This is a genomic window from Saccharothrix sp. NBAS 001 (assembly GCF_056640475.1).
In genome coordinates this window covers 456,509-467,963 of record NZ_CM153251.1, presented here as the reverse complement: position 1 = coordinate 467,963, position 11,455 = coordinate 456,509, and the positions used below count along the sequence as shown (strand labels likewise).

The 11,455-nt window shown below is 74.2% G+C and carries 11 protein-coding genes; 2 read left to right on the top strand and 9 right to left on the bottom strand.

From position 1 onward, the window contains the following. Positions 1 to 10: 10 nt before the first annotated feature. The 5 genes from AC0HI0_RS02155 to AC0HI0_RS02135 are packed head-to-tail and all read right to left on the bottom strand — an operon-like array spanning position 11 to position 4,367. Positions 11 to 754 carry an SDR family oxidoreductase gene (locus tag AC0HI0_RS02155; RefSeq protein WP_480934238.1) on the bottom strand — a complete coding sequence of 248 codons (744 nt, stop codon included), beginning with the start codon at positions 752 to 754 and terminating at the stop codon, positions 11 to 13. Positions 755 to 806: 52 nt separating this feature from the next. Then, positions 807 to 1,685: an SDR family NAD(P)-dependent oxidoreductase gene (locus tag AC0HI0_RS02150; protein WP_480930529.1), complete on the bottom strand. Its 879-nt coding sequence runs from the start codon at positions 1,683 to 1,685 to the stop codon at positions 807 to 809. Beyond that, a complete protein-coding gene (locus tag AC0HI0_RS02145) occupies positions 1,682 to 2,731 on the bottom strand; it encodes an NAD(P)H-dependent flavin oxidoreductase (RefSeq protein WP_480934237.1) in 1,050 nt (349 codons plus the stop codon). Before AC0HI0_RS02145 ends, AC0HI0_RS02150 begins: the two co-directional genes overlap by 4 nt. A gap of 5 nt (positions 2,732 to 2,736) precedes the next feature. Beyond that, positions 2,737 to 3,510 (bottom strand): CoA-transferase subunit beta, encoded by a 774-nt coding sequence (locus tag AC0HI0_RS02140; RefSeq protein ID WP_480930528.1) that lies wholly within the window; start codon positions 3,508 to 3,510, stop codon positions 2,737 to 2,739. Then, a complete protein-coding gene (locus AC0HI0_RS02135) occupies positions 3,507 to 4,367 on the bottom strand; it encodes a CoA transferase subunit A (RefSeq protein WP_480930527.1) in 861 nt (286 codons plus the stop codon). The genes AC0HI0_RS02140 and AC0HI0_RS02135 overlap by 4 nt, the downstream gene beginning before the upstream one ends. Before the next feature lie 119 nt (positions 4,368 to 4,486). On the opposite strand from AC0HI0_RS02135, the gene AC0HI0_RS02130 reads away from it, so the two are divergent. Both AC0HI0_RS02130 and AC0HI0_RS02125 read left to right on the top strand, forming a co-directional pair. Beyond that, positions 4,487 to 5,272, top strand: a complete 786-nt coding sequence (locus AC0HI0_RS02130) for an enoyl-CoA hydratase/isomerase family protein (protein WP_480930526.1) — start codon at positions 4,487 to 4,489, stop codon at positions 5,270 to 5,272. A gap of 123 nt (positions 5,273 to 5,395) precedes the next feature. Then, positions 5,396 to 7,924 (top strand): M4 family metallopeptidase, encoded by a 2,529-nt coding sequence (locus AC0HI0_RS02125; protein WP_480930525.1) that lies wholly within the window; start codon positions 5,396 to 5,398, stop codon positions 7,922 to 7,924. A gap of 66 nt (positions 7,925 to 7,990) precedes the next feature. Here AC0HI0_RS02125 and AC0HI0_RS02120 read toward each other — a convergent pair whose 3' ends face one another. The 4 genes from AC0HI0_RS02120 to AC0HI0_RS02105 are packed head-to-tail and all read right to left on the bottom strand — an operon-like array spanning position 7,991 to position 11,403. Further along, a complete protein-coding gene (locus AC0HI0_RS02120; protein ID WP_480930524.1) occupies positions 7,991 to 8,446 on the bottom strand; it encodes a hypothetical protein in 456 nt (151 codons plus the stop codon). Between the two features lie 40 nt (positions 8,447 to 8,486). Next, positions 8,487 to 9,329 (bottom strand): sugar phosphate isomerase/epimerase family protein, encoded by an 843-nt coding sequence (locus AC0HI0_RS02115; protein WP_480930523.1) that lies wholly within the window; start codon positions 9,327 to 9,329, stop codon positions 8,487 to 8,489. Next, the gene (locus AC0HI0_RS02110; RefSeq protein WP_480930522.1) at positions 9,326 to 10,192 is read right to left on the bottom strand and encodes an SDR family NAD(P)-dependent oxidoreductase; all 867 of its coding nucleotides are present in this window, start codon (positions 10,190 to 10,192) and stop codon (positions 9,326 to 9,328) included. Before AC0HI0_RS02110 ends, AC0HI0_RS02115 begins: the two co-directional genes overlap by 4 nt. Then, on the bottom strand, positions 10,189 to 11,403 hold the full coding sequence (locus tag AC0HI0_RS02105; protein WP_480930521.1) for an ABC transporter substrate-binding protein: 1,215 nt from the start codon (positions 11,401 to 11,403) through the stop codon (positions 10,189 to 10,191). Before AC0HI0_RS02105 ends, AC0HI0_RS02110 begins: the two co-directional genes overlap by 4 nt. Positions 11,404 to 11,455 lie beyond the last annotated feature (52 nt).

Below are 11,455 nucleotides of genomic sequence, written 5' to 3'. Positions count from 1 at the left end.
GCTCGGCTCCTTAAGGGTGCTGGCTGCTGACCGAGACGACCTCGCCCGTCAGGTACGACGAGTAGTCGCTGGCCAGGAAGACGATGACGTTGGCGATCTCCCACGGCTGCGCCGCGCGCCCGAACGCCTCACGCGCGGACAGCTCGGCCAGCAGGTCGTCGGTGGTGACCTTGGCCAGGTGCGGGTGGATCGCGATGCTGGGCGACACGGCGTTGACGCGGATCCCGTGCGGCGCGACGTCCATCGCCGCGCACCGGGTCAACGCCATCACGCCCGCCTTGGCCGCCGCGTAGTGCGCCTGCCCGGCCTGCGCCCGCCACCCGATCACCGAGGCGTTGTTGACGATCACGCCGCGCCCGGCGGGAACCATGTGCCGCAACGCCGACCGGGTCGCCTTGAACGTCGCGGTCAGCGTCACCGCGATCACCGAATCCCACTGCTGGTCGGTCATGTCGACCACGCTCGCCGTACCGCCCAGACCGGCGTTGTTGACCAGCACGTCCAACGACCCGTGCGCCTCGACCACCGCGTCCATCAACGCGTCCAGCTGCGCCTGGTCGGTCACGTCGCACGGCACGGCCAGCGGGCGCGTGCCGGTCAGCGACGCCAACCGGTCCGCCGCTTCGCCGAGGCGGCGTTCGTGCCGGTCGCTGATCACGACCAGCGCGCCCTCCTCGGCGGCGCGACGCGCTGTGGCGTAACCGATCCCGGTCCCGGCGGCGGCGGTGACCAGCACCGAGCGGCCGGCCAGCAACCCGTGCGCCGGCCCCGCCCAGTCCCGCTCCGCCCCGGCCGATCCCGTCGTCTCATCGGACACGGTCGCTCAACTCCTCGTCCAGCTCCGCCACGGTCCACCGGGCGCCCTTGTCGACGGTCCAGCCGTAGCTCCACGGCGCGAACTCGCGCACCTCGCCGCCCTTGGCGTAGAACACCTTCCCGGTCGCCGGGCAGTTCTCCGCGAGCAGCCACGCGACCAGCGGCGAGACGTTGCCGGGGTGGTAGACGTCGAACGCGTCCGGGTCGGCGGGCGCGGCGACCAGCTCGCCGATCACCGGCAGGTCCCGGGTCATCCGGGTGCGGGCGACGGGGGTGATCGCGTTGGCGCGCACGCTGTAGCGGCCCAGCTCCTGCGCCAGGATCACGGTCAGCGCGGCGATCCCGGCCTTGGCCGCGCCGTAGTTGGTCTGGCCGACCGCGCCGATCAACCCGGAGGTGGAGGACACGTTGACCACCGACGCGCGGTGCGCGCGGCCCGCCTTGGCCTCGTCGCGCCAGTGCGCGGCGAACACCCGGCTGGGCGCGAACGTGGCCCGCAACTGGCCGCGGACCACGGCGTCCCAGTCCTCTTCGGACATGTTGACGAACATCTTGTCCCGCAGGATGCCCGCGTTGTTCACCAGGCCGTGCACCGCGCCGAACGCGTCCACCGCGAGGTCGAGCAGCTCTTGCGCCCCGGCCAGCGTCGCGACGTCCGCGACAGCGGCCACCGCACGTCCGCCGGCGGCGGTGATCTCGTCCGCAACCGCTTGCGCGACAGCGGGGTCGGTCCCCCGGCCGGCCGCGTCCGCGCCGTGGTCCGCCACCACGACGGCCGCGCCCTCGGCGGCGGCGAGCAGGGCGTGCTCCCGGCCGATGCCCCGGCCCGCGCCGGTCACCACGACGACCCGATCGGCGAGTGCCGTCACGTTGCCTCCTTCAGCCGGCGCAGGACGTCCTCTGCCTGCGCCACGATCCGCTCCACCAGCTCCGCGCAGGTCGGCAGGTCGTCGATCAGTCCCACCACCTGCCCGGTGGCCATCACGCCGACGTCCGTGCGGCCCTCCACCAGCGCCGCCCGGTAGAGCACCGGGGCGTTGGCGGCCATCACGACCTGGCTCCAGGTCAGGTCCCGGCTCTTGCGCATCGCCAGGCCCTCGCGCACCAGGTCCCGCCACGAGATCCCGGACTCGCCCCGGAACGCGACCGCGTTGCGCACCGCCCGCAGCAGCCTGGTGGGCGCGGAGCTGCGTTCCAGCCGGTCGACGGTGCCGGCCCGCAGCACCCGCTGCGGCAGCCCGTCGACCTCGTTGGTGAGCACCGTGTCGTTGACGGTCCTCGCCAGGTAGAACTCCTTGACCTGGTCGGCCACCGGGGATTCGCGGGTGAGCAGGAACCGGGTGCCCATCGCGATCCCGGCGGCCCCGTAGGACAGCGCCGCGACCAGGCCGCGCCCGTCGAAGAAGCCGCCCGCGCCGATCACCGGGATGTCCACCGCGTCCACCACCTGCGGCAGCAGCAGGCTGGTCGGCACGCCGCCGGTGTGGCCGCCGCCCTCGCCGCCCTGCACGATGACCGCGTCCGCGCCCCACCCCGCGACCTTCTCCGCGTGCCGCCGCGCGCCGATGGACGACACGACGACCAGCCCGGCGTCCTTGCACTTGGCGATCAGGTCCTGGCGCGGGGCCAGCGCGAACGACGCGACCTTCACCCCGGCGGCGATCAGCAGGTCCAGCCGCTTGCCCACGTCGGGCTGGTCGGCCCGCACGTTCACGCCGAACGGCCGGTCGGTGCCCGCCTGCACGGCGTCGACGGCGGCGGCGAGTTCGTCGTAGGACAGCAGCCCGGCGGACAGGATGCCCAGGCCGCCGGCGTTGGCGGTGGCCGTGGTCAGCCGGGCGTCGGACACGTGCCCCATGCCGGTCTGCACGATCGGGTACCGCACGCCGAACAGGTCGCACGCCCTGGTGCGCAGGGCGGTCACGCGGGCACTTCCCGGTCGCGCAGCCGCGTCGGGTCCAGCACCTCGCGGATCAGCCGCAGCTCCTCGTCGGTGGGCAGCCGGCTGGTCGGCACGTCCTCGGGGACCACCAGCGGGAACCCGGTCGCCGCGCGCACCTGCTCGACGGTCACGCCGGGGTGCACCGACGCCAGGCCCAGCACGCCCTCGGCGGTGTAGTCCAGCACCGCCAGGTCGGTGACGATCCGGCGCAGGTCGTGGAAGCGGGTCACGGCGGGCCCGGCCTGCGCGGCCCGGTCGGTGCCGACGCCCGCGACCATGTCCACCTTCGGCACGAACACCCGCGTCGAGTGCCGGGGCACCCAGTAGCTGGTGGGGTGGCAGACCGTGTTGCCGGGCGCGCCGCGCACGCCGAGCAGCTGCACCTTGGGCCTGCGGTGGTCGCCGATGGCGGAGATGTTGGTGTTGCCGTGGAGGTCCACCTGCGACGGGATCATCATCACGTGCCGCTTGCCGTGCCACACCAGGTCGAAGATCGTGCGGAACGGGGCCCACGCCTCGACCTCGTCCGGCGCGGGCGTGCCCACCGGCCAGGTGCCGCGCACCAGGTACGCCTCGCCGTCGGAGATCATCAGGTCGGGCGCGAACGTGCGGCGGGCCAGCCGCACGCCGATCAGCGGGACGGTGCCGAACGCGCTGGCGAGCACCTCGCCGCTGTCGCGGAACGCGTCCGCGCAGGCGACCGCGCACACCTCGGCGCGGGTGGCCACCCCGGTCTCGACGGTCGCGGTCATGCCGACACCTCCTGCCGCCGCGCGATCGCGGCCTCCCACTGGGACTCGGGTCCGTTCAGGTAGCGGTTCGCGAACTCCTCCCACGCGGCCGGGTCGGCGGCGGCGGTCGCGTACTCCCGCTGGAACTCCTCGTCGCGCTCGTAGTCGGGCACGCAGGAGGTGAAGTGCGCGCCGCCGGGCGCTTCCACCACGCCGGTCACCAGCAGGCGGCTGATGCGCAGCGTCGCCGGGTGGGCGGTGGCGGTCAGCTCGGCGGTCGGCACGATCTTCTCGCAGGACACGAAAGCCTGCTCGGCGGCCATGCAGTACAGGTCGTCGAAGTACGGGTCGGGGCCGAGGAACTGGGCGTTGCCGTGCACGTCGGCGCGGTTCATGTGGACCAGCGCGGCGTCCAGGTGCAGCGCGGGCATGGCCAGCACCTCGTCACCGCCGTACGGGTCGGCCACCGTGCGCAGCTCCGGGTTGACGGTGAGCACGTCCGAGCCCAGGCCCGCGCGGGTCGGCAGGAACGGCAGGTTGAGCCCGGCGGCGTAGAGGCCCCACTGGAGCATCCCCTCGTCGTACTCGGCGACCTCGACGGCCCCCGCCTGGCGGGCGGCGCGGAAGTGCGGGTCGAGCGCGATCGAGTCCAGCGACACGAACCCGTAGACCAGCTTGCGGACCTTGCCCGCCGCGCACAGCAGGCCCACGTCCGGGCCGCCGTAGCTGACCACGGTGAGGTCCCGCAGGTCCGACCGCAGGATCTCGCGGACCAGGGACATGGGCTTGCGGCGCGAGCCCCAGCCGCCGATCCCGACGGTCATCCCGGACCGGAGCCTGGAGACCACCTCGGCCCCCGTCATCCGTTTGTCGGCCATGTGCAGCTCCCCGCTCTCCATCGCTTTGTAGCAAGCGCTTGGTTGGGTACCGTACCAGGCGAGCGACCCCCGTCAAGAAGGCGCGGCTGGGGTGCGGATCACAAGGGAGGACAACGCCGATGACGGTCCACCAGGAGCGCGCGGGCGCGGTCGCCGTGCTGACCATCGACCGGCCCGAGGCGCGCAACGCGCTGGACCACGCGACCCTCTACGCGCTGCACGGCCTGCTGGTGGCGGCGGCCGAGGACCCGGCGGTGCGGGCCGTGGTGCTCACCGCGACCGGGGACCGGGCGTTCAGCGCCGGGCTCGACCTCAAGGACCTGGCCCGCCGGGGCGTGCCGGACCGCACCCGCAGCCCGGTCAACCTGCTGCGCGACGGCTACCCCAAGCCCGTGGTCGCCGCGGTGAACGGCGCGGCGGTCGGCGGCGGGTTCGAACTCGTGCTGGGCTGCGACCTGCGGGTGGCCGCCGAGCACGCGGTGTTCGCGCTGCCCGAGGCCGCGCGCGGCATCGCCGCCACCGAGGGCGGCACCGACCTGCCGCGCCAACTCCCCCTGGCCCTCGCGCTGGAACTGGGCCTGACCGGGCAGCCGCTGGGCGCCGCCGACGCCCTGCGGTTCGGCCTGGTCAACCGGGTGGTGCCGGACGTGCTGCCGGTCGCGCTCGCGCTGGCCGAGCGGATCGCCGCCAACTCCCCCGCCGCCGTGGCCGCCACCAAGCGGCTCATGCGGCTCGCGCTGCGGGTGGACGAGGCGACCGCGCGCGAGGCGAACCTGCTGGCCACCGCCGACCTGCTGGCCGGTCCGGACGCGGCGGAAGGCGCGGCGGCGTTCGTCGGCAAGCGCGCGCCGCGCTGGGCCGACCCGGTGAGACCTTCCGACACCCGGCCCAGGGCGGGCGGCTGATCGGGCTCGAACTGCCAACTGTTGACGATCAACGCCGGATAGGTCTACACCACTCGACAGCGCGACCATGGCCTCCGACCCGTGCCGCGAACTCCCTGCCGACGCACGGGCGAGGAGGATTCCATGCGCAAGTCCCTCGTGGGGGCCGCGGTCCTGGCCGCGCTCGCCGGCACCGTCTTACCGGGCGGACCGGCGGCCCACGCCGACGACCTCACCCTGGCCCGCGCCGCGACCACCGGCGACCTCGCCCCGCTGGCCACCACCGACTCCGGCGACCGCGCCACCGTCCGGTTCGGCCAGCTCCACCGGGGCGTGCCGGTGTTCGGCGCGCAGACCCTCGTGCACCTCGACGGTCCGGCGGCCAAGCGCACCGTCGCGGCCACCACCGACCGGACCGCGCGCGGCCTGACCGTGGACACCACGCCGACCGTGCCCGAGGACCGGGCGGTCGGCAGCGCGCTGGCGGCGCTGGACCCGCAGACCCGGTCCCGGGTGAAGACCGAGCAGCACGGCCTGGTCGTGCTGCCCGGCGGGACCGGCGTGCTCGCCTGGCACCTCACCGTGCGCGGCGAGGACGTGCCCAAGGGCGAGCCGCTGCGGCGCGAGGTGTACGTCGACGCGCACACCGGGACCGTCGCGCTGGAGTACGACAACCTGCACTTCGCCGAAGGCCCGGCCACCGGCGAGGGCGTGGCCGCCAACGGCAGGACCAAGCCGCTGGCCGTCTACGAGCGCGCCGACGGCAAGTACGAACTCCGCGACCGCAGCCGGGCCATGTTCCCGGCGACCGGCGGCGAGATCCTGACCTACGACGCCGAGAAGCGCGACTACTACGACTTCCTCGGCGAACTCCCGCCGGAGACCAGGCTGTTCGCCGCCGACACCGCGCGGTTCGACGGCGCGGCGGCCGAGACCGGCGGCGTGGACGCGCACTGGTCGGCGGGCCAGGTGTACGAGTTCTACAAGCAGCGGCTCGGCCGCGAGGGCATCGACGGCAAGGGCGGCTCCAGCCTGTCCGTCGCGGGCGTCACCAACCGGGGCCGGCCGTACCTCAACGCCTTCTGGGACGGGCAGAAGATGGTCTACGGCTGGGCGACCGGCGAGCGGCTCCCGCTGTCGGCCGACCTCGACGTCGTCGGCCACGAGATGACCCACGGCATCACCGAGCACACCGCGGGCCTGGTCTACCTGGGCCAGTCCGGCGCGCTCAACGAAGCGGTGTCGGACTACCTCGGCAACGCCATCGACGTGACCGTGAGCGGCACGCCGATGACCGACCCGGACGCCGGCCTGCTCGGCGAGGACCTGTGCCGCACCACCGCGCCGAAGGACTGCGCGATCCGCGACCTCGACGACGGGCGCACCACCGTGCGCGACTACCTCGGCGTCACCAACAGCACCGACAACGGCGGCGTGCACCTCAACTCCACCATCTTCGGCGGCGCGCTGTGGGACATCCGCGAGCGCCTCGACCCGGCGCTGGCGGACAAGGTCGTCTACACCGCGCTCACCGAGTACATGACCCCGCTGGACACCTTCGTCGACGGCCGCACGGCCGTGCTCGGCGCGGCGGCGGCGCTCAAGCTCACCGCGCGCCAGCAGGCGACGATCGCCAAGGCGTTCGACGACCACGGCATCGTGCCCGGCTGGGAACGCAAGCTCGGCACCGACACGACCACGCTGGTCGGCGGGGTGACCTCCGGGTCGCCGTTCCCGTCCGCCGCGAACGGCCGGTACGTGGTGCTGCTGTCCGACGCGCGCGGCGAGCAGCTGCCCGAGGTGTTCACCGGGCGCACCGACCGCACCACCCCGCCCGTGCGGCTGTCCGCGAAGGACGGCACGGGCAACGCCCAGACCAACACCGACGGCACCACGGCGGTGTGGAGCAACCGGTCGCGGACCGGCAGCCGGATCCTGGCGCGGACGCTCGACGGCGGCCCGATCCGGACCGTCGCGGACGGCGGCACGAACGCCGACCTGTCCGTGCCGGTGGTCTCCGGCGACGTCGTGGCGTGGCAGAACTTCGACTTCGCCGGCGCGTTCGAGACCGACGTGTGGGTGCGCGTCGGCGACGGCCCGGCCCGCAACCTCACGCCCGAGCCCGGCGTGCAGGGCAACCGGCCGTTCCTGCGCGGGCACCTGCTGTCCTACACGCAGGTCCGGCGGGACGCCACCGGCTGGTACTACAACGCCGTGGTGGAGAACCTGCGCACCGGCACCCGGACGGTCATCCCGTCGCCGGCGGGCTCGGTGTTCGTCAAGGACGTCGTGCTGACCGCGAGCGGGGTGGCGTGGATCCAGGACGTCGGCATCGACGGCCGGTCCGGCGTCATGGCGGCCGACAGCACCGGCGGGCACGTGCGCGCGGTCGTCGCCGAGGACGGCGAGCACGCGCCGATGTACCCGGCGCTGGACGCGAGCGACCAGTGGCTGACGTTCAGCACCCGGGTCGGCGCGGCGGGCACCAACGCCGGCCTGCCCAAGCTCGTGCAGGTCCCGGTGTGGGGCGGCAGGCCCGAGCGGGTGTCGTGCAACCGGGGCGACCAGGCCGGTTTCGCGGCCGACCGGGGCCGGCGCGTGGTGTGGCTGGACGGCACGGCGGGCGGCACCGACCTGGTGACCCGCGAGGGCCCGGCCCGACGCGGCTGCTGATCCCGCCGGGCGGTCGGGGTCGCGGCCCCGACCGCCCGGCGGGCGGCGTCCGGCGCTCGGGCGGGGTCAGCGCTCGGGCGGGGGCGCGACCAGGATCGGCCACGTCTCCTCGCCGGCCAGGGCGTCTTCCAACGTCTCGTCCGGGCCGAGCGCGAACACCGCCGCGCCCGGCTCGGCGCGTGCGAACACCCCGGGGTCGACCCGGGTCTCCACCCGCAGCACGACCACCGCCTCCGGGTCGGTCGCCGACCGCACCGGGAACCCCGCCGGGTCGACGTCGACCTGCCGGAGCGCGGCCGGGTGGGCCACGATGTCGACGGTGAGCCGGTCGCCCGTGAGCGCGGACTCCGCCCAGCCGTCGGTCTGCGAGAAGTACAGGACGCCGTCGCCCTCGTAGCAGTAGTTCGACAGGTTGTTCACGGCCTGCTCGGCCGGCGTGCCCCCGGGGTCGATCAGCACGACCACGACGGGCAACTCCGGCTCGTCCGGGTCCACCCCTGGACGCACCTGGATCCGAGCCACTCCACGACCTCCCCCTGCGACGGACGGGGTCAGTACAGCATCACGCCCGGCCGAGCCGCGCGGCGGTCCACGCCACCGCCCGGCGCAGCGCGCTCTCCGCGCCCTCGGCGTCGATCGCGGGCCCGGTCAGCTCGATGTCGACCGTGCCCCGGTACCCGGCGGCCAGCACGTCGGCGAGCAGCCGGGCCATCGGCAGGTCGGCGTCACCGGGCACCCAGCGGTTCGGGAAGCTCAGCGTGCCCACCCGGAAATCGCTCACCTGGAGCAGCCGGATCCGGTCCACCTCGGCGCGCACGGTCTCCGCCAGCCCGCCCTCCTGCCAGCAGCAGTACAGGTCCACGCACAGCCCGACGTCGAGCACGCGGGCCAGCCGCGCGGTGTCCCGCACGGTGTGCGTGAAGCTCAGGTCGCAGCGCACCGGCAGCGTGTTCTCCAGCGCCAGCGCCACCCCGACCTCGCCGGCCCGCGCCACCACCGGGGCCAGCCGGGCGGCGAACCGGTCGGCGGCGGCCTCCCAGGTCAGGTCGCCGGACGGCCCGGTGGTCAGGTAGACCGTGGGCGCGCCGAGCCGTGCCGCCCGTTCCACCGCCGCGGCCAGGTCCGCCACCTGCGCCGACCATCCGTCCTCGTCGTGCGGGTCGGCGGTGAAGGCGTGCACCAGGTACTCCAGGTCGACGCCCGCGCGGGCGATCTCGACCGACGCCTCCCGCCACCCGAACGCGGCGAGCTTCGCCGCGCCGACGCCCACCAGGTCGGTCCCGACCCGCCGGTACATCGCCAGTTCGTCGGGCAGCGGCCAGGCCACCGCCGCCATCCCGCTGACGCAGATCGGGTTCACCCGGCCCGGGTCCGCCCCGCCGGAGCCCGCCCTCGCGGCCGTCACCCGACGACCTCGGACCGCACCCGACGGACGCCGATCGGCTGCTGCCGCGCGGCGAGGTGGCCGGCGAACGCGTCCGCCACCGCCTCGACCGTCCACTCCGGGCTCCGCACGGCCGGGTCGAGCACCGCCGGGTGCGTGCACAGCATCAGCTCGTCGCCCGACAGCCGCACCACCTGGCCGGTCACCTCCGCCGCGAGATCGGACAGCAGGTAGACCACCAGGGGTGCGTTGGTCCCCGGTGGGATGCCGGCGTTGCGGCTGCCCGCTTCGCCCCGGAACGCCTGGTACGTGTCGGCCATCCGGGTGTGCGCGTTGGGCGAGACCGCGTTGACCCGCACCCCGCGTTCAGCGACGTCCAGCGCCCACGAGTACGTAAGGGTCGCCACGGCCGCCTTGGTCGCGCCGTACACGGCGGTCGCGGTGTTGCCCATCTGCTCGCCGGAGGTCACGTTCAGCACGACACCGCTGCCACGCGCCACCATGTGCCGCAACGCGTGCGTGCCGCAGGCGATGGTGCCGAACACGTTCACGTCGAGCATCCGGCGGGCGGGCTCGGGCCGCTGGTCCTCGGGCCGGGCCAGGCCGAACACGCCCGCGTTGTTGACCAGCCCGTCGATCGCGCCGAACTCGGCCACGCACCGCTCGACCAGCTCCTCGGCGCCCTCCCACGACGTGATGTCGCCGGGGTGGGCGACCACCGAGCCGGTCGAGCGCAGCTCGGCGGTCACCCGGGCGACCTGGTCGGCGTCGACGTCGTTGACCACGACCGCGCCGCCGGCGGCGACGACCGCGCGGGCGTAGGCCTCACCGAGGCCCCGGCCCGCGCCGGTCACCACCACCGCCTTGCCGGCCAGGTGCGTCACTTGGCCGCGCCGTAACGCCCGTCCTTCAGCACCGCGGCCGGCACGATCGCCACCGCCGCCGGGTCCACCGCCGGGCCGTGCGACTGCGCGGTGAACGTGTAGCTGGACAGCGCCCACAGGCCGGTCTGCGCGGGCGTGAGCTTCTCCAGCCACGCGGCCTGGGCCTTCACGTCGGTGACCGACTTGGTCTCCTCGGCGGCCTTCGCGGCGAGCATGATCGCGTCGTAGGCGAAGTAGGTGTTGAGCGGCAGCTTGATCTCGCCCTCCTTCTTGAGCGCGGCGAGCATGGTGTCCAGCGCCTCGGCGTTGGACTGCTTCGCGCCCTCCACCGCGCCCGCCAGCACGTGCAGGTAGACGTTCTCCGCGGCGGGGGTGCCGACCAGTCCGTCCGGGGCGGTCCGGTTGAGCAGCGAGGTGACCGCGGCGGTGGAGTCGGCGACCAGCGGCACGTCCGTCCAGCCGATCTTGCGACGGCTCTCCAGCACGTACCCGACGGCCGCGCCCGCGCCCTGCATGAACAGCATGTCCGGCTTGCCGGCGCGCAGCCGTTCGAGCTGGGCGGTGACGTCGAGGTCCTCGGCGGTGTAGGTCTCCTCGCCGGTCAGGGTGAGGCCGGCGGCGGCCAGCGCGGTGCGCGTGGCGGCGACCGTCGCCTGGGCGAACGCGTCCTTGCCCGCGATGATCGCGACCTTCGTCGCGCCCTTGCCCTTGGCGTGCTCGGCGAAGCTCTTGGCCCACGACGCCGGGATCGGCGGGGTCTTGAAGACGTAGGGGAACTTCTTCGGGTCGTCGAGGGCGTCGGCGCTGGCCTGCTGCACCGAGAACACCTCGTGCTCGGTCAGGATCGGGGCCATCGGCAGCGCCTCGGCGCTGGTGTTGCCGGGCAGCACCAGGTTGGGCTTCGGGCCGGAGTTCAGCCGGGCCTGGAGCTTGGTGACGGCCGTGGTCGGGTCGCCGCCGTCGTCGATGACCTCCAGCTCGACCTTGTTGCCGAGCACGCCGCCCTTCTCGTTGAGCACGGCCACGGCGGCCTTGGCGGCGTGCGCCGCGGCCTGCGCGTTGATCGCGGCCGGGCCCGCCTGGTTCTGCCCGACGAGCTGGACGATCCGGTAGGTGCCGTCCGCCTTCGAGTCGCCTTCGCCGGGATCCGGGCTGCACGCGGTGGCCAGCACGGCGGCCACCGCCACAAGTCCGCCAAGTCGCTTCCGCACGGGGCGCGCCTCCTTGTCCTTGGCTTGCCACGCCGATGTAGCAAGCGCTTGG

Bases quoted from the DNA above. Each gene is read 5' to 3' on its own strand.
- AC0HI0_RS02140 (WP_480930528.1), bottom strand. From the start codon at position 3,510: ATGACCGCGACCGTCGAGACCGGGGTGGCCACCCGCGCCGAGGTGTGC.
- AC0HI0_RS02135 (WP_480930527.1), bottom strand. From the start codon at position 4,367: ATGGCCGACAAACGGATGACGGGGGCCGAGGTGGTCTCCAGGCTCCGG.
- AC0HI0_RS02130 (WP_480930526.1), top strand. From the start codon at position 4,487: ATGACGGTCCACCAGGAGCGCGCGGGCGCGGTCGCCGTGCTGACCATC.
- AC0HI0_RS02125 (WP_480930525.1), top strand. From the start codon at position 5,396: ATGCGCAAGTCCCTCGTGGGGGCCGCGGTCCTGGCCGCGCTCGCCGGC.